Source organism: Sphingomonas sp. Ell38C01 (assembly GCF_055231975.1).
This window is the reverse complement of the sequence record NZ_JBUYVA010000001.1, coordinates 1,366,570-1,384,542: the sequence shown is the minus strand read 5'-3', so window position 1 is coordinate 1,384,542 and position 17,973 is coordinate 1,366,570. Positions and strand designations below refer to the sequence as shown.

Here is a 17,973-nt window from a genome sequence, read left to right as displayed (position 1 = left end):
TATAATGCGAGTCCGGCGCCCGTGCCGGCGCCGCTGCGAAACGGACACCGATGATCCCCTCGACCGCCACGTCCCTCTTCGCGCTGCTCCCGGCGTCGCCGCTCGTCCCGGCGACGGGCGAGACGAACGCCGGGTTCGCGGACGCGCTCGGCGGGCTCCTGCCGCCCGCGGCGACGACCGACGGCGCGACGCTCCCGGTTCCGGTGGCGGGTGCGGGCGTGGCCCTTTCACCCCGCGCGCTCGGCGTGACGCTGGCGACGTCATGGCCGATGTCGGGCCTGTCGGCGCCGGCTTCCAACGCGATCCCGCCTGCCTCCCCTGGCATCATCGTCACCGATCCGATCGCGCCGCTCCGTCTGGAGCCGCAGTCGATCGCTGCCGATACCAACAAGTCCGCGGCCCGGCCCGCCATGATGGCGCGCACCGCATCGTCCGCCACGGCAGGATCCGCACGGCCGGACGCGGATGCAGGTCCACCGTCCCCGCCCGTACCGCTCGCGAGCCTCACGCGGGATCCGATCGACGCCTTGCCCCACCCCATCACAGCCGGCGCGTCGCTGCACCAGGTCTTTGCAAGCGGACAGCCTGCCACCGCCGTGCCCGGCTTCCCGACCGCATCGTTCCGTCCGGCACAAGCCGTGGAACGCAATTCCATGCCCCCCGGCGCAGCATCGATCGACATCGCCTCCGTCGAACCGCGTCTTCTTCCTGCGGGAGACAGCCCGACGTCAGACCTGTCCGCCCCCGCGCCCGCGACGTCATATGGGCCGCCGCCGGGTCGGCGCGGGTCGGCGCGCGCCGACCCGGCGTCGATCGACGTAGCTCTCGTCGCACCCCCGCTCCTGCCCGCTGGCGACATCCCGGCTCCCGGCATGCGCGAGCGCTCGCAAGAGGCGTCGATGCCGGATGCCACGCCTTCGAACCCGGGCACCACGCCGCCGGGGATGGCAGATCAAAGCCGAGCGGGGCCGGGCCCGCACATCGCGCGCGCCCAGCCGATCGCCGTCCCGCCCCGGATCATGCCACCGACGACGACGCTGATGTCGAGCGTAGGCACGGCTCCCCCCGCCGCGACAGAGTCCGCATCGGTAGACGCTGCCAGTGCGCAGATGGACGCAACCGTCACCCCGCGTGTCGCGATGAACGAACCTCGCGCGGTATCCACCCCGCACGACCGGTCGGCGATGCCGGCCACCCCGGTCAGCACCCCGCCCCGGATCGCGCCGACGGCGTCGGCGTCCGTCCCGGCCGACACCGTCGAGGCGACGCCGCCACGTCGTGCGCAGGTCGCGCGGACCGGTCGGGACATTGCCCCACATAGGATTGCGGATGACGATCGTCCCGCGCCGACGCCGCAGGCCGACCCGGCATATCTGCCGAGCGCGATCCCCGTGCCACGCGATGCCGCGGTCCAGCGGCCGGGCGAGGCCGATCGCGCGCCGATGCCCGAACCGCTCGCCGGTCGATCCGTCGGGCCCCCACCCCCCGCAGCCGATCCGCAGACCGATGCCCCCGCCCCCTTCGACGGCCTCCCGCGACCCGGCATGACCGCTCCGGCGCCAGCCGTGCCCGCCCCGAACCATGCCGCGCCCGCCCCCGCGCAGCCGACAGGACCGCGCGCGCCGGCGACCCGCGGCGATACGGCACCGACATCGCCGGTCGCGAATCCCGTTGCGCCCGCGCAATCCGTGACGTCCTCCACCTCGTCGCGTCTACGGGTGGCCAGGTCTCCCCGACCCGTCACCGGCGACTCCGCCGCCGCAAGCCAGGTCGCCCCGCGGATCGAAACGACGACATCGCCCGCGATCATGCCGACCGACGTCGCCCTGCCCCGGTCGCCGAATGCACCCACCCCGCGGACTGCACCCATCCCTTCGTCGGACCCGGGACCGAACGCAATCATCGCACCGGCACACGATGCCGGTTCGACGCCAGACCGCGCCCCCCCCCCAGTCCCCGACACCCCATCCGCGATCGCCGCGCCGAAAGGCGTCTCGGATACCTACCCGACTCCGCCGGATCCGGTCCTGCAAACGACCGATCCGCTCGCGACACAGCGTTCCGCCATCGCCGCTCCGGACCGCGTCGCACCGCCACCTGCCGCCGCCGTCGCCGTCGCATCGCCGACGATCCCGGTTCATTCCGGCACGCTCGGCCATGACACCGGCGTTGCGATCGCGCGGCACATGCTCGCGGGCGGTGGCGAGGCGCTGACGATCCGGCTCGATCCCAAGGATTTCGGCCGGGTCGAGGTGAACCTCTCGTTCGACGACGCGGGTACGCTGCGCGCGGTCGTGGCGGCGGATGTCCCCGCCTCGCTCGACCTGCTCCGCCGCGACGCGCCCGAACTGACGCGCGCGCTGTCGGACGCAGGCCTGCGCGCCGACGCCGCGACGCTGCGCTTCGACACCCGCGGCGACGGGAACAGCCAGTCCGGCCAGCGCCAGCCGCACCCGCAGCCGTCCCGCTATCCCGTCGCCGCCCCCATCGAGGACGCGGCGCCCGACACCCCCGCCTGGCGTCCGCTCGCGACGCGCGGGCGCATCGATCTCATGGCCTGAAGGAGCCTTCGCATGACCACCGTCACCGACACAACCGCGACCGCCGCGGCGACCACCACCGCGGTCGCCGCCTCAAAGATCACCACCGATTTCAACATGTTCCTGAAACTGCTCACCACCCAGATGCAGAACCAGGATCCGCTGAAGCCGATGGATTCGACGGAGTACACGCAACAGCTCGCGCAGTTCTCGCAAGTCGAACAGACCGTCCAGCAGACCGGGACGCTGAAAGACATCCTGTCGCGGCTGACCACGCAGGATCTGTCGCAGGCCGCGGGTCTGATCGGCCGCGAGGGTACGTTCGACACCGCCGCGTCGGGCCTCACCGACGCGACTCCCGCGCAGTGGCAGTTCGGCCCGACCGGCACCGCGTCCTCGGTCACCGCAACGATCACCGACGCCGCCGGCCGCGTCGTCGCGACGAAGGCGATCGATCCTTCCGCCACCGGCGGGCGCTTCGCCTGGGACGGCACCCGGGCGGACGGATCGAAGGCGACCGCGGGCGCCTACACGCTGGCGATCGCGGCGAAGGACGCGGCGGACGCCGACATCGACGTGACGGTCAACGGCGTCGGCACGATCAAAGCGGTGACGGGCAGCGCCAGCACCACCACGCTGACCGTCAACGGCGTCGCGATCGACAAGACGAAGCTGATAGGGGTGGCGAATATCGACGGGTAGGTCGGCCGAACGACGTCATCCCAGCGAAAGCTGGGATCGCCCTCGGCACGCGCATCGCTTCAACCGCACGAAACCCCGGCTTTCGTCAGGGTGACGCACGGAGTCGTCACGTCCCGAAGCTCTTGACGAGCGACCCCGCGACCAGCGCCCAGCCGTCGACCAGCACGAAGAAAATAATCTTGCACGGCAGCGATATCGTCGGCGGCGGCAGCATCATCATGCCCATCGCCATCAGCACCGCCGCCACCGCCAGGTCGATGACCAGGAACGGCAGCAGCAGGAGGAAGCCGATCTCGAACGCGCGGCGCAGTTCGGAGATCATGAAGGCGGGCATCAGCGTCGCCAGCTTCGTCTGCGCGCGCGGCACCGACGGCGTCTTCGCAAGGCCGTTGAACAGCCTCAGGTCGTCGTCGCGCACCTGCCCCAGCATGAACTTGCGGAACGGCTCGGCGGTGCGCTCGAATGCGACGGCCTCGGTCACCTGTCCGGCGGAATAGGGCTTCACCCCTTGCGTCCACGCCGCGTCGAACGTTGGCGCCATCACGAAGAACGACAGGAACAGCGCCAGGCTGATGATGACCGGATTGGGCGGCACCCCCTGCGCGCCCAGCCCGCTGCGCAGCAGCGACAGCGCGACGACGATCCGGGTGAACGACGTCACCGTCATCAGGATGCCGGGCGCGAGGCTCAGCACCGTCAGCATCAGGACCAGCTGGATCGCCCGCCCCGACAGCGTCGTCGCCCCCAGCGTCGCGAGCGTGCCCGTAGCGGCCCCCGCCACCGACGGTGCGGCCGGCGCGGCGGCGTTGGCGACCGCGGCGTGCGCGATACCGGGCATGAGGATCAGCACCAGCGTCAGCATCAGCGCCGCCACGACCGGGATCATGCGGCCAAGGCGATCCTCCCGCCCCCCGTTCGCTTCGAGCGTAGTCGAGAAGCGTCGCGCCCGGATCGCGTTTCTCGACTTCGCTCGAAACGAACGGAAGGGGGGCGTCACGAGGACGCGGCAGGTCGGATCACGCCGCATACCATTCCCCCTCGAGCTGCGGGCACAGCACCATCTCGCGCATCGCGATCCGGGCGTCCTCCGCATCGGCCTCTTCCTCCGCGCGCAGGATCCGGGTCTCGAGCACGGTCGCCCGCTCGGGGGTCAGCACGAACAGATGCTCGCGATCGTCGCGGCGCAGCAGCACGACCGAGCGGCGCTGGTCGATCTGCACCCGCTCGACGAGCTCCACCCGCCGCCGCCCGCGCGCCGTCGCCGCAACGCGCCCGGGCAGCGCGATGTCATAGCGACGGACGATCCACAGCGCGGTGGCGAGTACGCCGAGCACGATGCCCAGCCCGCCCAGCGTGCGCAGCAGCGCGATCATGTCCATCAGTGCCCCTCCCGCCGGACGACTTCGGTCACCTCGATCGACATATGCTCGTCCGCGACGAGCACGCGGCCCTTCGCGACGAGCTTGCCGTTGACGTAGACGAGCGTCGGATCGTCGTGCCCGGTGTCGAGCGCGATCATCGCGCCGCGCCCCATGCGCAGGATCTGGCGGATCGGGAGCCTCGCCGATCCCAGGACGATCGACAGGTCGATGGTGATGTCTTCCACGGCGGACATGATGCGCAGCGCTCCTTCGAGGCTCATCATAGGAAAGAGTTGCCGGGTCCCGACCGGGGGCGGCAATTTTTGCCTATCATTGCTGGGACGGGTGCCGCGGTGGCGCCCCGGGAGACCGGTGATGGACCTGATCGACTCGGTCCGCGTCTCGGCGAGCGGGCTTCGCGCGCAGTCGCTGAGGATGCGGATCATCGCGGAGAACCTGGCGAACGCGGACTCCGTCGCGAAGACCCCCGGCGGCGATCCCTATCGCCGTCGCGTCGCCAGTTTCGGCGCGGAGGTGGACCGGGCGACCGGCACCACCGGCGTCAAGGTGCGCGGGATCGAGAGCGACAAGGGCGCCTTCACGCGCAGCTACCAGCCGGGCAGCCCGGCGGCGGACGCGAACGGCTATGTCCTCACCCCCAACGTCAACCCGCTGATCGAGGCCGCCGACATGAAGGCCGCACAGCGCTCCTACGAAGCCAATCTCAGCGCGATCGAGGCCGCCAAGGGCCTGACGATGCGCACCGTAGACCTCCTGAAGTAAGGACACGCAACCCATGTCGATCGGATCGCTCGATGCGGCCAACGCCTATGGCCGCGCCATCTCCATCGGCCGGGGGCTCGCGGGCACCCCGGCGAAACTCCCCTCGCCGGCCGGCGCCGCGGGCGGGTTCGGCAGCATGGTCCAGTCGATGGTCGGCGATGCCGCCACCTCGATGCGCACCGCGGAGGCCGCCAGCGCGAAGCAGGTGGCGGGCAAGGGCGACCTGATCGATGTCGTCACCGCGATGGGCGCGGCGGAAACCGCGCTCGATACCGTCGTCGCGGTGCGCGACCGGATGGTCAGCGCCTATTCCGACATCATGCGCATGCAGATCTGATGACTCCGCAAGACGTCATCCTCCTCACCCGCGCCGCGCTGATGGTGGTGCTGACGGTCTGCGGACCGCTGCTGCTCACCTCGCTCGTGGTCGGCATCGCGGTCAGCCTGTTCCAGGCGCTGACGCAGATCCAGGAACAGACGCTCACCTTCGTGCCGAAACTCGCCGCGATGGGCGTCGTGCTGCTGCTGACGCTGCCGATGATGGGGCATGCGCTGGGCGACTTCACCGCGCTGCTGAGCGACCGCATCGTCCATCGCTCGACCTGACGCGATGGAGACGCTCCCGGTCGAGGCGACCGCCTTCCTGCTGATGTTCGCACGCGTCGGCGCGGTGCTGATGGTGCTGCCCGTGTTCTCGGAGGATGCGATCCCCGGACGCATCCGGCTGATGATCGCGCTGGCGATGACCGCGGGGCTGTGGGGTCTGCTCTCGCCCGCGGTGCTCCCGGCCGCGCGCGACGCCGCCGCGCTGCCCTTCCATCTCGTCGCGGAAACCGTCACGGGCCTCGCGCTCGGCGCGCTGGTGCGGATCATGTTCCTCGCGATGGCGACCGCGGGGTCGATCGTCTCGCTCCAGATCGGGCTCACCTCCGCGCTCGTCGCCGATCCCTCGCAGGGCGGACAGGCGACCGTCGTGTCGAAGCTGGTCGGCACCGCCGCCGCCGTCATGTGCATGGCGCTGCTCGTCCACCACCAGTGGATCGGCGCGATCGTGCGCTCCTACGCCGCCTTCCCGGTCGGCGGGTTGCCGCCGGCGGGCGATTTCGCGACGCTCGCGATCGCCACCGCGGGGCGGTCGCTGTCGCTCGCGGTGTCGCTGGCCGCGCCGATGATCGTCTACGGCATCGTCTTCAACGTCGCGCTCGGCCTGTCCGCACGGCTCGCGCCGGCGGTGCAGGTCTTCTTCGTCGCGCAGCCGCTCGGCATCGTCTTCGGGCTGGGGCTCACCGCCGCGATGGCGGGCGCGATGCTCACGCTGTTCGCGGACCGCATGGTCGCGTGGGCCGCGGCGATCTGGAGCTAGATCGGTGGCGAACCCCTAGATGGCGGACAAGGACCAGAAGACCTTCGCCCCCACGCAGAAGCGCATCGACGATGCGCGGCGCAAGGGCGACGTGCCGAGCGCGCCCGAGATGCGCCACGCCGCCGCATTCGGCGGGCTGCTGGTCGTCATCGGCGCGACCGGGATCCACGCTTTTGCGCGGCTCGGCACGATGCTCGTCCGGCTATGGGGCGACGCGCAGGATTTCACACTCGCCCCCGACGGCGCGCAGGCGATCGCGAGCGGACTGATCGGCGAGCTCGGCCTGATCTTCGCGCCGCTGTTCGCGTCGCTCGTCGCCTTCGCGCTGCTCGGGGGCCTGGTGCAGGGCCGCCCTTCGGTCGTCTGGTCGCGCGTCGCGCCCAAATGGAGCAAGCTCTCGCCGGTCGGCGGCATGAAGCGGCTGTTCGGCAAGCGCGCCTTCGTCGAGTTCGCCAAGACGCTCGCCAAGCTCGCGGTCGTCGTCGGCGTCGCGGCGTGGGTGCTGTGGCCGCACGCGACCGCGCTCGACACGCTGGTCGGTGCCGATCCCGCGATGGTCGGCAAGGCGGCGGGCGGGCTGGTCGTGCTGCTCGTCAAGGCGGTGGCGGTGCCCGTCGTCGCGATCGCCGCCGCCGACTATATCTACCAGCGCCACAGCTGGACCGCGAAGATGAAGATGTCGCTCCAGGAAGTGAAGGACGAGCACAAGGACAGCGAGGGCGATCCCAAGATCAAGGGCAAGATCCGCCAGATTGCGATGCAGCGCTCGCGCCGCCGGATGATGGCCGCGGTGCCCGAGGCGAGCGTCGTCATCACCAATCCGACGCACTATGCCGTCGCGCTCAAATACGATCACGGCCGGATGGGCGCGCCGGTGGTGGTCGCCAAGGGCGTCGACGCGGTCGCGCTGAAGATCCGCGAGATCGCGACCGCGGCGGGCGTGCCGATCGTCGAGAACCGCCCGCTCGCCCGCGCGCTCCACGCCGCGGTCGAGATCGACCACGCGATCCCGACCGAGCATTTCGCGGCGGTCGCCGAGGTTATCGGCTACGTCCTCCGGCTGGCGAAGAAGGGGCGGTAGCGCAGGCCGCTGACAGTACCCCGGCGCAGGCCGGGGCCCAGCCCCACCAAGACATGCGCGGCAGCGCATTCGGCGCGTTGCGCCGAGACTGGACCCCGGCCTACGCCGGGGTATGGCATCGTGCGATATCGCGGCCCTCAAGCCGACACGTCGTACCGCGCCAGCTCCACCCGCACCCGCAGTTCGATCTCGCGCGCGATCGGCCCGAGCACCGGATCCTCGGGGACCGCGAATCCCTCGACCCACGCGCGCATCTCGGCGATGTCGCCCGGCGACACACGCCCCGCCGCCATGGCATCGCGCAGCCGTTCCAGCAGCGTCAGCCCCCTGTCCGCCTGCACCGCGTCGCGCCGCCGCCGCTCCGCCACCGGATCGACCGCGGCGAGCGCCACCAGCATCTGCACCGATGTCGCGACGGAGGGCGTCGCGGCGACCTGAGCCGGGGCCGCCACCGCGCCCGTCTCGCCCTCGGCGCGGAAGCCCGCTGCGTTTCCCGCGACATCGGCCAGCACGCTCGCCAGCGTCTGGCGCAGCATCGGCACGCCGCCGTCGATCCGCATAAAATCGCCCTCCCGTCCGGGGTTGGGGCGTCTTCTATCCTATAACGACAGCATCGTCCAACACGAGGGGATCGCTCGTCCATGTCTCGAATCCGGCTTTTCCTCGCGTCGATCGCGGTACTGGCGTCCACCGCCACCGCGGCACAGGCGGGACAGCGCGTGAAGGACATCGTCGATGTCGAGAACGTCCGCACCAACCAGCTCGTCGGCTACGGGCTCGTCGTCGGCCTCGCCGGCACCGGGGACCGCACGCGCAATTCGCCGTTCACCGAGGAGTCGCTCCAGGCGATGCTCGAGCGGATGGGCGTCAACGTCCGCGACGTCCAGATGAAGCCCGCCAACGTCGCCGCGGTCTCGGTCACCGCGACGATGCCCGCCTTCGCGCGCGCCGGCTCGACGATCGACGTCCAGGTCTCCGCGCTGGGCGATTCGACCAGCCTCCAGGGCGGCATGCTGCTGGTATCGTCGTTGCGTGCGCTCGATGGCGAGATCTACGCCGTCGCGCAGGGGCCGGTCGCGGTTTCCGGCTTCAAGGCGCAGGGCGCGGGCGCCAGCGTCAGCCGCGGCGTCGCCACCTCGGCGCGGATCGCGGGCGGCGCGATCGTCGAGCGCGAGGTGCCGTTCGTGCTCCGCTCCGCGACCAGCCTCAAGCTCGCGCTCAAGAACCCCGATTTCGCCACCGCGCGCCACATCGCCGCCGCGATCAACGCGCGCTTCGCGGGCACCGCCAGCGTGATGGATCCCGGCACCGTCCGCATCGCCCCCGGCACCGGCTTTTCGGGCGACGTCGTCGACCTGCTCGGCGAGATCGAGACGCTGCCCGTCGACGTCGATCAGCCCGCCAGGATCGTCATCAACGAAGCCTCCGGAACCGTGGTGATGGGCGCCGACGTACGCGTCAGCCCGGTCGCGATCGCGCAGGGGGGCCTGACGATCAGCGTCAGCGAGGCCCCCGTCGCCTCGCAACCCGCGCCCTTCTCCCAGGGGCAGACCGCGATCCTGCCGCGCACCAGCCTGAAGGTCGACGACGGCGGCGGCGCCTCGCTCGCGATGGTGGGCGACGGCGCCTCGCTCAAGTCGCTGGTCGGCGGGCTCAACACGCTGGGCGTCTCCCCGCGCGATCTCATCACGATCCTCCAGGCGGTCAAGCGCGCGGGCGCGCTCCAGGCCGAGATCGAGGTGCAGTGATGGCGATCGCCCCTCTATCCCCGTCCGTCGCGCCCGCCGCGCCCGATCCCGCGAAGAAGACCGCGCAGGCGTTCGAGGCGACCTTCGTCGGCCAGATGACGAAGCTGATGATGGAAACCGCGCAGGTCTCGGGCGATTTCGGCGGGGGCCACGGCGAGGAGATGTTCCGCGGCGTGCTCGCCGAACAGCTCGGCACGCAGATCGTGCGTGCCGGCGGCATCGGCCTCGCCCCGCGCGTCCTCGACGAGATCATCCGCTTGCAGGGAGGCGCGCGCGATGTCGCTTGAATTCATCGACGCGGTCGTCTCGCTCGGCCGCGTGATCGACGAGGAGAACGACCGGCTGACGATGCCGGTCCACCATCCCGACCTGCCCGAGCTCGTCGTCGCCAAGGTCCGCCTGGTCGGGATGATCGAGGCGGAGGCGGCGCGGCTCGATCGCGTTGCGCCCGGCTGGGCCGCCGCGCTGCCGCCGGAGGAGCGCGCGACGCTGGCGGAGGCGACCGGCGTGCTGGTCCGCCGGCTGGAGGTCAACGCGCGCCTGCTCGAGCGCCGCATCGCGCTGTGCGACGAACTGATCGGCGCGGTGCTCGGCGAGGCGCAACGGCTCAGCGGCGCGCGCAGTGCCGTCTACGGCGTGCAGGGCACGCTCAAGGCGACGCGGATGGCGTCGCCCGTCTCGATCAACAGCCGGCTCTGACGGCGACAGCACGCATCGTGGATAACGAAAATTACAAATTCGCTACCGAAAATACTTTGCCGTCCTATACTTATGACTGAGCAGAGGTGTGATCCGTTTCCTGGACCTGACACGCTCATTTCAAAATACCGTCAACTCTCAGGCAATGGAACACAAATATGAAACTGCTCGATAACATGAAGGTATCAATAAAGATCGTATCGTTGCTCCTCATCCTCGGCATGGTGACCGTGTTTATCGCATGGAAGGGCTCCGATGCTATCAAGGAGGTCAATCATACCTATTCGGGGCTCGTGACGACCGACCTGCCGAACACGACCCGTCTGGCCCGCGCCAATGCGCGCATGGGCTCGTTGGTCTATGCCGGCTATCGTACGATCGCCTATCCCGGCGCCTCCAGCGAGGCAAAGGATGCCTCGAAGGCCATCGATGAGAAATATCGCTCCGCCGTCGAATTGTTCGATCAGATGAAGAAGGAGGAGCCGTCCTTTACCCCGAAGGTCAACGAGATCGCGCGCGATGCTGCGGCAATCTATGGACTGGTGAGAGAGGGCGGCAACCTGGGACTCCAGGACAAGAAGGTCGAGGCCACGCGTATCCTTGGACAGGGCGATCCCTTGTCGATCAAGTTCAGCGACAGCATCAAGACGTTGACCGACGCCCGCATGGCAGAAGCCGCAAAGACGTCGCAATCTCTGACCGATGGTGCGAACTCCACGTCGCTGACGATGCTGGTGCTCGGGCTGGTCGGCGTGATCGGCGGCGTCGGTCTGGCGATGATCGTGACGCGCGTCGGGATCACGGGGCCGCTCGGTCGCCTGCAGACCCAGATGCGAGAGATCGCCGCGGGCGACTATGCCAAGGATGTCGAGGGAACCGAGCGTGGCGACGAAGTCGGCGCAATGGCGAAGGCCGTGCGCGTGTTCCGGGAGAACGGCATCGCCAAGGATGCCGCGGACAAGGCGAAGGCCCGCGCGGATGCCGAGCAGAAGCTGGTCGTCGACACCGTCGCAAAGCACCTGTCCGAATTGTCGGAAGGCGACCTGACGTCCGCGATCAACGCCGACTTCCCCGGTGAGTATGCCGCGCTGAAGGCGAACTTCAACGAAGCGCTGGCCAAGCTGCGCGATCTGATCGGCTCGGTCGCCGAAAGCGCCGCGACGATCCGCACCGGATCGGGCGAGATCGCACAGGCTTCCGAGGACCTGGCGCGCCGGACCGAGAGCAACGCCGCCTCGCTCGAGGAGACCGCCGCATCGGTCACGCAGATGGACGGCCGTCTTCGCGCCAGCGCCGGCGCTGCTGCACGCACCGTCGAGCGTGCCGACCAGGCGATCGCCACCGTCGGTGGTGGCCGTGCGGTCGCCGACGAGGCGGTCCAGGCGATGGGCCGCGTCTCCGAAAGCGCCAAGGGCATCGACAGCGTCATCGAGGGCCTCGACAAGATCGCGTTCCAGACGCGCGTGCTCGCGATGAACGCCGCAGTCGAGGCCGGGCGTGCGGGCGATGCGGGCCGTGGCTTCGCGGTCGTCGCCGATCTCGTCTCCGCGCTTGCGATGCGTGCCGAGGAAGAGGCCAAGCGCGCCCGCGACCAGCTGACCGTGACCCAGACCGACATCGTCACCGCAGTCGACGCCGTCACCAAGGTCGACGGGGCGCTCGCCGATATCTCGGGCGACGTCGGGCAGGTCCACGAGTTGCTCGCGACGATGGCCGCGGACAACCAGGCGCAGTCCGCCGCGATCACGCAGATCTCGGCCGCGATCGGCAGCATGGACCAGGCGACGCAGCAGAACGCCGCGATGGTCGAGGAAACCTCGGCCGCCGCGCGCAACCTGGCGGGCGAGGTCACCGGCCTTGCGGATCAGGCCGCACGGTTCAATACTGGCGGCGGCGCGCCTAGCCGTCCTGACCGCATCGCGAAACCGGCGGCGTCGCCGGCCGGCGCATCCGGTGCCGACGCATGGAGCTACGCCTCGCCGGTCAAGCCACTGCCTGCCGCCGCGGTCAGCGCGCTGGTGCGCAGCGACGACTGGAACGCCTTCTGATCTGACGCCCGCCCGGGCGGGTATGCGCGGTCCGCCGCGCATGCCCGCCCGGGCGGCACCCGTTCATAGCGCTGTTTTCCTTACAACAGGCTTCCCGCCGAACTGCCGATTCCAGCGCTTCCTATAATTGTTTTCGTCCACATTGGATTTCATCAACATTGGAGACGCGAAATGAAGTGGTTTACCGAAGTCGCACCGATACGTTTGAAGACGCTCGTCGCCTTCGGGACTATGACCGGCCTCGTCGCGACCGCCGCGCTGACCCAGGCGATCGGCACCATGCTCGGCGGACCGCTGCTCGGGCTGGGCATCAGCGCCGTCATCGTCGCGGTCGCCGCGCTGCTCGGCCTCAGGATGCGTGAGGCGATCGCAGGACCCTATGTCACCACCGTCGTGCGCATGGAAGCGCTGGCCGCGGGCGACACCGACAGCGAGATCAAGTTCGTCGACTATGCCGACTGCGTCGGCCGGATGACGAAGGCGATGTTCGCGTTCCGCGAGAACATCGTCGCCGAGCGCAAGAGCGCGGAGGCGCAGGCGATGATCGTCGAGACGATGAACCGCCACCTGTCGCGGTTGTCCGAAGGTGACCTGACCGCGATGATCCAGGCCGAATTCCCCGGCGAGTATGTCGCGCTGAAGGCGAACTTCAACGACGCGCTCGACAATCTGCGCGGCCTCATCAGCTCGGTCGCCGAAAGCGCTGCCGCGATCCGCACCGGATCGGGCGAGATCGCACAGGCCTCCGAGGATCTGGCCCGCCGGACCGAGAGCAACGCCGCCTCGCTCGAGGAGACCGCGGCCTCGATCACCCAGATGGACGGCCGCCTGCGTGCCAGCGCCGGCGCCGCGACCCGCACCGTCGAGCGCGCCGACCAGGCGATCGCCACCGTCGGTGGTGGCCGCGCGGTCGCCGACGAGGCGGTCCAGGCGATGGGCCGCGTCTCCGAAAGCGCCAAGGGCATCGACTCGGTGATCGAGGGGCTCGACAAGATCGCGTTCCAGACGCGCGTGCTCGCGATGAACGCCGCAGTCGAGGCCGGACGTGCGGGCGATGCGGGCCGTGGCTTCGCGGTCGTCGCCGATCTCGTCTCCGCGCTCGCGATGCGCGCCGAGGAAGAGGCCAAGCGCGCCCGCGACCAGCTGACCGTGACGCAAACCGACATCGTCACCGCGGTCGAGGCGGTGCAGAAGGTCGACGCCGCGCTGTCGAACATCTCGGGCGACGTCGGACAGGTCCACGAGCTGCTCGCGACGATGGCCGCGGACAACCAGGCGCAATCCGCCGCGATCACGCAGGTATCCGCCGCGATCGGCAGCATGGACCAGTCGACCCAGCAGAACGCCGCGATGGTCGAACAGACCTCCGCCGCAGCGCGCAACCTGGCGGGCGAGGTCACCGGCCTCGCGGACCAGGCCGCGAAGTTCAACACCGGCGCCACCACCCGCCCCGCTGCACGCGCGACGCCGCGGATCGAGGCGCGCGGCTACAAATCGCCGGTCAAGCCGCTGCCCGCAGCTGCGATTCCCGTGCTGGTCCGCGCGGGCGCCGACGACGACTGGAACGCCTTCTGACCAAGGCTGCGGGGCGGTCCGCCGCCCCGCGACCCAACGTCGATGGCGCGCGCGACCCCCGCGGGTCTCGCGCGCCATCGACGTTCGGAGGCCAAGCTCCCAACCAACACCACCGTCACCCCGGACTTGATCCGGGGTCCCGCTTTTTCCCTGCCGCCGGGGTGACGTGATAAGCCAGGTGGGGATCCATCCCAAAAACACACCGCCCTTCCCTCCGCACGCGAAAAGGCCCGCCGCCCCATATCCGGGGCGGCGGGCCTTTTCGCGCGACCGGAACGCGGGCCGGTCAGTTCCGAGATTCGAGCCCCTCGATGATCGAGCGGTTCACCTCGATCAGCGCGTCGATCTCGTCGCGCCCCGCAGCGACGTCGCTGGTGTAGCGATCGACCCACATCCCCAGCGACACGATCGACGCGCGCAGCGCATCGGGCAGGCGGTTACCGCGCGCGGCACACGCGGAGGCGAACGCGGTCCACACCTCGCGGTTGCGGAACAGCACCGGGGTCAGCGGCACGCCGCTCAGCCCCGCATCGCGTGCGGCGATCATCTCGCCGGTAATCTGCCGCATCAGGCGGCATTCGGTGGCGCGCGGATCCTCCACGAGGGTCCGGGCGCGATGGTACGCGGTCAGCGACATCGCAGATTCCTTAGACATGGATCGCCCTATCTTAGGACGGCCTCGCGGCCGCCGGGCGTGCGCGCGTCCTATAAGATGGCCATGTCCCGCCACGGGACTCCCCCGCGCTGGAGCGGCCCTTCGATGCCCGACACGATCCTGCCTTCCGATCTTCCCCGCGCGCTCGATCGCGCGCCCCGCACTCGCCTGCTGTCGCTCGACTGTTTCGACACGCTGCTGTGGCGCGACACGCATGCGCCCGCGGACCTGTTCGCGCTGCTCGACGGCATCACCCCCGAACAGCGGATCCGCGGCGAGGTCGCGGCGCGCAAGGCGCGGCTGCTCGCGGGCCATGCGACGGGCGAGGTGACGCTGCACGAGATCTATGCCGCGATGCTGCCAGCCGTCGATGCGACAGTGCGCGAAGCCTATGTCGCCTACGAACTCGCGGTCGAGGCCGCGCACTGCCACGCCTTCGCCCCCACCGTCGCGCTGATCCGCGCCGCCAAGGCGCGCGGCCTGCGCGTCGTCATCGTCAGCGACACCTATCTGGAGCACGACCAGCTCGCCGCGCTGATCCGCGCCGCCGCGGGCGATGCGGTCGCCGACATGATCGACGCGATCGTCTGTTCGTCCGAGCATCGCCGATCGAAGGGCGAAGGCCTGTTCGCAGACATGCTCGCCGAAATGCGCGTGGCCGCAAGCCAGGTCCTCCATATCGGCGACAACCCGCGCGCCGACCTCGCCGCGGCCAAGCGCTACGGCGTCCGCGCGCTCCACCTCGTCCAGTTCGGCGACGCGGCCGTCCAGCGGCTCCGGCTCGAGGCCGCGGCGGGCGCGATGCTGTTCGCGGGCGGCCCGGCGTTCCAGCCGCACCGCGCCGCGCTCGCGATCGGCGAGCCCGCGATCGCGGACCCGGCCGAAGCGCTCGGCTTCGCCGTGCTCGGACCCATCCTCGCGCCCTTCGCACGCTGGCTGGCGGACGAGACGCAGGCGCTCGCGGCGATGCGCGGCGGGCGTGTCCACCCGCTGTTCCTGATGCGCGACGGCTTCCTCCCCGCCCGCGTCTTCGCCGAGGTCGCGCCCGGGCACACGTCCGCGGACGTCGAGATCAGCCGCTTCGCCGCGGTCGCCGCCAGCCTGACCGACGCCGCCGCGATCGACCGCTTCGTCCAGCGCGAGATCGGCGAGGGATCGGGCATGACCTTCCTGCGCCAGCTGCTCCTGACCGACGCGGAAGCCGCCGCGCTCCTCGCCGAAACCGCGACCGCCGCCGATCCCGCCCTCGCGCTCGCCGACGCGGTCCGCACCCCGGCGCAGGTCGAACGGATCGTGGCGCGCGGGCGCGCCTATGCCGACCGGCTCGTCGCGTACCTGCGCACGGTGGTCGACCCCGCCCCCGACGATACGCTGATGCTGGTCGATCTCGGCTACAACGGCACCGTCCAGACGCATGTCGCAGCCCTGCTGGAGGCGCGCTTCAGCGTGTCGGTGGCGGGCCGCTACCTGATCCTGTCGGAGGACCTGCCCGGTGCGCTCGATAAGCGCGGGATGCTCGATGCGCGTACGCTCGATCCCCCCGCGCTCGCCGCGCTGCTCGGCACCGTCGCGGTCGTCGAGCAGCTCTGCACCGTCTCGCAGGGGTCGGTCGTCGATTATGCCGATGCCGTGCCCGTCCGTTCCGCTGCCGGGATCAAGGGCGCGCAGTCCGCGATCCGCGACCGGATCCAGCGCGGCTGCCTCGCCTTCGCGCGCGGCGTCGGCGCCGCCACCGTCCGCGTCGCCGATCCGCGCCGCGACGAGACCGCACGGCGCGGCGCGGCGGCGGCGCTCGCGCGCTTCCTGTTCCTTCCCCTCCCCACCGAACTCGCGCAGATCGCGACGTTCGCGCACGACGCGAACCTCGGCACCGACGACACCGTCGCGCTGTTCGACGCGGATGCCGCCACGCGCGGGCTGCGCGAGCGCGGGCTGTTCTATCTCAAGGGCGCGAAGCGGATGTTCCTGCCCGCCGAGCTGCGCGGCCAGGGCCTGCCGACCAGCCTCGCCTTGCTCGCGCAGCGTCGCTTCGCGCTCGACCTGAACTACGCCGACTTCTGCGACGCCTCGATCGCGCTACCGGTGCTGGTCGCCGATGGCGCGACCGCCTTCGCCGATACCATCGCCGCGACCCCGACGCATGACGGCTATCACGTCGCCGCGATCCCGGTCGCGGACGGGCGCTACACCGTCGGGCTTCAGTTCGGCCAGCTCTACGACTGGGTCCAGATCGAGTCCGCGCAGTTCGTGCCGGTCGCCGCCTTCTGCGCAGGCGACGCCGTCACCGATCGGGTCGCCCGCGCCGCGCGGCCCTCGTGCGAGGGGCTCACCCAGGTCGCGCCGCATCTGTTCCAGTGCCACGGCGCGGACGCGTTCCTGATGGTGCCCCCGCCCGCCCCCGATCCCGCGATGGCGGGCGTGCCGATGATGCTCACCGTCGTCTTCCGCCCGATCGCCGCGCGCGAGCCCGCGAACGACGCGCCCCCCGCACCCGCCACCGCCCTGTCGGAGCTGACCGCATGACGCTGCTGATCCATTCGATGGCGGAGTTCGCGGAACTGATCCTGCCCTGCCTCACCCACGCCGGCGCGCGCGAAATCGTCGAGATCGGCGCGGAGCATGGCGGCATGTCGACCGTGCTGGCGGGCCACGCCGCCGGCGTGGGGGGACGGCTGACCAGCATCGATCCGACTCCGCGCCCCGCCTTCACGGACTGGGTCGCTGCCAATCCGCATGTCCGCCACGTCGCGCAGCCCAGCCTTGAGGCGATGCCGACGCTCGCCGGTGTCGACGCCTGGGTGATCGACGGCGACCACAACTACTTCACGGTATTCCACGAACTGGCGCTCGTGGGCGAACTGTCGCGCCGCGACGGCAAGCCGATGCTCGCCTTCCTCCACGACGTCGCCTGGCCGTGCGCGCGCCGCGACATGTATTATGCGCCGGAGCGAATCCCGCCCGAGTGGCGCCAGCCCTACAGCCACGACGCCGGCGTCACGCTCGACGACGACGGCGCGACGATCGGCCGCGGGTTCCGCGGCGAGGGGCATTTCGCGTTCGCGCTCGCCGCCGGCGGCCCGCGCAACGGCGTGCTCACCGCGATCGAGGATTTTCTCGAGGCTCGCCGCGCGGTGGGCGAGGCGCTCGCCTTCGCCTATATCCCCGCGGTGTTCGGCCTCGGCGTGATCTTCGCGGCCGATGAGCCGTGGAGCGCGGACGTCGCGGCACTGCTCCACCCACTCCACGACAACGCCGTCCTCGCACGCGTCGAGGAGAACCGCCTGCGCAACTACCTCGCGGTGATCGACCTGCAGGACTGCGCCGCAGCGGGCGGCCGGCGTCATTAACCGCCCGCTCCCGACCGCGCCCCGCCACCGCATCCTATAAGACGATAACCATCTTCCTCCCATCGAAAGGC

At 70.4% G+C, this 17,973-nt stretch carries 19 protein-coding genes; 14 read left to right on the top strand and 5 right to left on the bottom strand.

Going from position 1 to position 17,973, the window contains the following annotated elements; translation table 11 throughout:
* Positions 1-50 precede the first annotated feature (50 nt).
* Together ACV7NO_RS06530 and ACV7NO_RS06525 are read left to right on the top strand one after the other, a co-directional pair.
* Positions 51-2,561 (top strand): flagellar hook-length control protein FliK, encoded by a 2,511-nt coding sequence (locus tag ACV7NO_RS06530; protein WP_463405202.1) that lies wholly within the window; start codon positions 51-53, stop codon positions 2,559-2,561.
* 12 nt (positions 2,562-2,573) lie between these two features.
* The gene (locus ACV7NO_RS06525) at positions 2,574-3,242 is read left to right on the top strand and encodes a flagellar hook assembly protein FlgD (RefSeq protein ID WP_463405201.1); all 669 of its coding nucleotides are present in this window, start codon (positions 2,574-2,576) and stop codon (positions 3,240-3,242) included.
* A gap of 106 nt (positions 3,243-3,348) precedes the next feature.
* Here the strand turns inward: ACV7NO_RS06525 and fliP are convergent, their stop codons facing one another.
* The 3 genes from fliP to ACV7NO_RS06510 form a co-directional block, all read right to left on the bottom strand.
* Entirely contained in the window at positions 3,349-4,104 is a 756-nt protein-coding gene (fliP, locus tag ACV7NO_RS06520; protein ID WP_463407291.1) for a flagellar type III secretion system pore protein FliP, read from the bottom strand.
* Between the two features lie 154 nt (positions 4,105-4,258).
* Positions 4,259-4,621, bottom strand: a complete 363-nt coding sequence (locus ACV7NO_RS06515; protein ID WP_463405200.1) for a FliO/MopB family protein — start codon at positions 4,619-4,621, stop codon at positions 4,259-4,261.
* A complete protein-coding gene (locus ACV7NO_RS06510) occupies positions 4,621-4,857 on the bottom strand; it encodes a FliM/FliN family flagellar motor switch protein (protein WP_463407290.1) in 237 nt (78 codons plus the stop codon). The genes ACV7NO_RS06515 and ACV7NO_RS06510 overlap by 1 nt, the downstream gene beginning before the upstream one ends.
* A 121-nt stretch (positions 4,858-4,978) precedes the next feature.
* Here ACV7NO_RS06510 and flgC point away from each other — a divergent pair, with 121 nt between their 5' ends.
* Genes flgC through flhB form a run of 5 tightly spaced genes read left to right on the top strand, consistent with a single transcriptional unit; the run spans position 4,979 to position 7,830 of the window.
* The gene (gene flgC, locus ACV7NO_RS06505; protein WP_463405199.1) at positions 4,979-5,386 is read left to right on the top strand and encodes a flagellar basal body rod protein FlgC; all 408 of its coding nucleotides are present in this window, start codon (positions 4,979-4,981) and stop codon (positions 5,384-5,386) included.
* 13 nt (positions 5,387-5,399) lie between these two features.
* The gene (locus ACV7NO_RS06500; RefSeq protein ID WP_463405198.1) at positions 5,400-5,723 is read left to right on the top strand and encodes a flagellar hook-basal body complex protein FliE; all 324 of its coding nucleotides are present in this window, start codon (positions 5,400-5,402) and stop codon (positions 5,721-5,723) included.
* A complete protein-coding gene (gene fliQ, locus ACV7NO_RS06495; RefSeq protein ID WP_463405197.1) occupies positions 5,723-5,992 on the top strand; it encodes a flagellar biosynthesis protein FliQ in 270 nt (89 codons plus the stop codon). Before ACV7NO_RS06500 ends, fliQ begins: the two co-directional genes overlap by 1 nt.
* Before the next feature lie 4 nt (positions 5,993-5,996).
* On the top strand, positions 5,997-6,749 hold the full coding sequence (locus ACV7NO_RS06490) for a flagellar biosynthetic protein FliR (RefSeq protein WP_463405196.1): 753 nt from the start codon (positions 5,997-5,999) through the stop codon (positions 6,747-6,749).
* A gap of 19 nt (positions 6,750-6,768) precedes the next feature.
* A complete protein-coding gene (flhB, locus tag ACV7NO_RS06485; RefSeq protein ID WP_463405195.1) occupies positions 6,769-7,830 on the top strand; it encodes a flagellar biosynthesis protein FlhB in 1,062 nt (353 codons plus the stop codon).
* A gap of 137 nt (positions 7,831-7,967) precedes the next feature.
* On the opposite strand, the gene ACV7NO_RS06480 is transcribed toward flhB, so the two are convergent.
* A complete protein-coding gene (locus tag ACV7NO_RS06480) occupies positions 7,968-8,390 on the bottom strand; it encodes a flagellar assembly protein FliX (protein WP_463405194.1) in 423 nt (140 codons plus the stop codon).
* Between the two features lie 81 nt (positions 8,391-8,471).
* Between ACV7NO_RS06480 and ACV7NO_RS06475 the strand changes: the two genes are divergently transcribed.
* The 5 genes from ACV7NO_RS06475 (at position 8,472) to ACV7NO_RS06455 (ending at position 13,900) form a co-directional block, all read left to right on the top strand.
* Complete coding sequence (locus tag ACV7NO_RS06475; protein WP_463405193.1) at positions 8,472-9,578, top strand: flagellar basal body P-ring protein FlgI; 1,107 nt, start codon at positions 8,472-8,474, stop codon at positions 9,576-9,578.
* Positions 9,578-9,865: a rod-binding protein gene (locus ACV7NO_RS06470; protein WP_463405192.1), complete on the top strand. Its 288-nt coding sequence runs from the start codon at positions 9,578-9,580 to the stop codon at positions 9,863-9,865. Before ACV7NO_RS06475 ends, ACV7NO_RS06470 begins: the two co-directional genes overlap by 1 nt.
* Positions 9,855-10,277 (top strand): flagellar biosynthesis protein FlgN, encoded by a 423-nt coding sequence (locus ACV7NO_RS06465; protein WP_463405191.1) that lies wholly within the window; start codon positions 9,855-9,857, stop codon positions 10,275-10,277. The genes ACV7NO_RS06470 and ACV7NO_RS06465 overlap by 11 nt, the downstream gene beginning before the upstream one ends.
* A 158-nt stretch (positions 10,278-10,435) precedes the next feature.
* On the top strand, positions 10,436-12,325 hold the full coding sequence (locus tag ACV7NO_RS06460) for a methyl-accepting chemotaxis protein (protein WP_463405190.1): 1,890 nt from the start codon (positions 10,436-10,438) through the stop codon (positions 12,323-12,325).
* A gap of 171 nt (positions 12,326-12,496) precedes the next feature.
* Complete coding sequence (locus ACV7NO_RS06455) at positions 12,497-13,900, top strand: methyl-accepting chemotaxis protein (protein ID WP_463405189.1); 1,404 nt, start codon at positions 12,497-12,499, stop codon at positions 13,898-13,900.
* Between the two features lie 286 nt (positions 13,901-14,186).
* Here the strand turns inward: ACV7NO_RS06455 and ACV7NO_RS06450 are convergent, their stop codons facing one another.
* A complete protein-coding gene (locus ACV7NO_RS06450) occupies positions 14,187-14,537 on the bottom strand; it encodes a flagellar biosynthesis regulator FlaF (RefSeq protein WP_463405188.1) in 351 nt (116 codons plus the stop codon).
* A gap of 123 nt (positions 14,538-14,660) precedes the next feature.
* Here ACV7NO_RS06450 and ACV7NO_RS06445 point away from each other — a divergent pair, with 123 nt between their 5' ends.
* Positions 14,661-17,078 (top strand): HAD family hydrolase, encoded by a 2,418-nt coding sequence (locus ACV7NO_RS06445; RefSeq protein ID WP_463405187.1) that lies wholly within the window; start codon positions 14,661-14,663, stop codon positions 17,076-17,078.
* Positions 17,075-17,902 carry a class I SAM-dependent methyltransferase gene (locus tag ACV7NO_RS06440; RefSeq protein ID WP_463405186.1) on the top strand — a complete coding sequence of 276 codons (828 nt, stop codon included), beginning with the start codon at positions 17,075-17,077 and terminating at the stop codon, positions 17,900-17,902. The genes ACV7NO_RS06445 and ACV7NO_RS06440 overlap by 4 nt, the downstream gene beginning before the upstream one ends.
* Positions 17,903-17,973: the final 71 nt, after the last annotated feature.

Excerpts from the sequence above, each read along its gene's own strand:
- ACV7NO_RS06490 (WP_463405196.1), top strand. The coding sequence starts at position 5,997 with ATGGAGACGCTCCCGGTCGAGGCGACCGCCTTCCTGCTGATGTTCGCA.
- ACV7NO_RS06510 (WP_463407290.1), bottom strand. The coding sequence starts at position 4,857 with ATGTCCGCCGTGGAAGACATCACCATCGACCTGTCGATCGTCCTGGGA.
- ACV7NO_RS06480 (WP_463405194.1), bottom strand. The coding sequence starts at position 8,390 with ATGCGGATCGACGGCGGCGTGCCGATGCTGCGCCAGACGCTGGCGAGC.
- ACV7NO_RS06500 (WP_463405198.1), top strand. The coding sequence starts at position 5,400 with ATGTCGATCGGATCGCTCGATGCGGCCAACGCCTATGGCCGCGCCATC.
- ACV7NO_RS06525 (WP_463405201.1), top strand. The coding sequence starts at position 2,574 with ATGACCACCGTCACCGACACAACCGCGACCGCCGCGGCGACCACCACC.
- ACV7NO_RS06465 (WP_463405191.1), top strand. The coding sequence starts at position 9,855 with ATGTCGCTTGAATTCATCGACGCGGTCGTCTCGCTCGGCCGCGTGATC.
- ACV7NO_RS06445 (WP_463405187.1), top strand. The coding sequence starts at position 14,661 with ATGCCCGACACGATCCTGCCTTCCGATCTTCCCCGCGCGCTCGATCGC.
- ACV7NO_RS06530 (WP_463405202.1), top strand. The coding sequence starts at position 51 with ATGATCCCCTCGACCGCCACGTCCCTCTTCGCGCTGCTCCCGGCGTCG.
- ACV7NO_RS06460 (WP_463405190.1), top strand. The coding sequence starts at position 10,436 with ATGAAACTGCTCGATAACATGAAGGTATCAATAAAGATCGTATCGTTG.
- ACV7NO_RS06450 (WP_463405188.1), bottom strand. The coding sequence starts at position 14,537 with ATGTCGCTGACCGCGTACCATCGCGCCCGGACCCTCGTGGAGGATCCG.
- flhB (WP_463405195.1), top strand. The coding sequence starts at position 6,769 with ATGGCGGACAAGGACCAGAAGACCTTCGCCCCCACGCAGAAGCGCATC.
- flgC (WP_463405199.1), top strand. The coding sequence starts at position 4,979 with ATGGACCTGATCGACTCGGTCCGCGTCTCGGCGAGCGGGCTTCGCGCG.
- ACV7NO_RS06515 (WP_463405200.1), bottom strand. The coding sequence starts at position 4,621 with ATGGACATGATCGCGCTGCTGCGCACGCTGGGCGGGCTGGGCATCGTG.
- ACV7NO_RS06475 (WP_463405193.1), top strand. The coding sequence starts at position 8,472 with ATGTCTCGAATCCGGCTTTTCCTCGCGTCGATCGCGGTACTGGCGTCC.
- fliP (WP_463407291.1), bottom strand. The coding sequence starts at position 4,104 with ATGCTGACGCTGGTGCTGATCCTCATGCCCGGTATCGCGCACGCCGCG.
- ACV7NO_RS06470 (WP_463405192.1), top strand. The coding sequence starts at position 9,578 with ATGGCGATCGCCCCTCTATCCCCGTCCGTCGCGCCCGCCGCGCCCGAT.
- ACV7NO_RS06440 (WP_463405186.1), top strand. The coding sequence starts at position 17,075 with ATGACGCTGCTGATCCATTCGATGGCGGAGTTCGCGGAACTGATCCTG.
- fliQ (WP_463405197.1), top strand. The coding sequence starts at position 5,723 with ATGACTCCGCAAGACGTCATCCTCCTCACCCGCGCCGCGCTGATGGTG.
- ACV7NO_RS06455 (WP_463405189.1), top strand. The coding sequence starts at position 12,497 with ATGAAGTGGTTTACCGAAGTCGCACCGATACGTTTGAAGACGCTCGTC.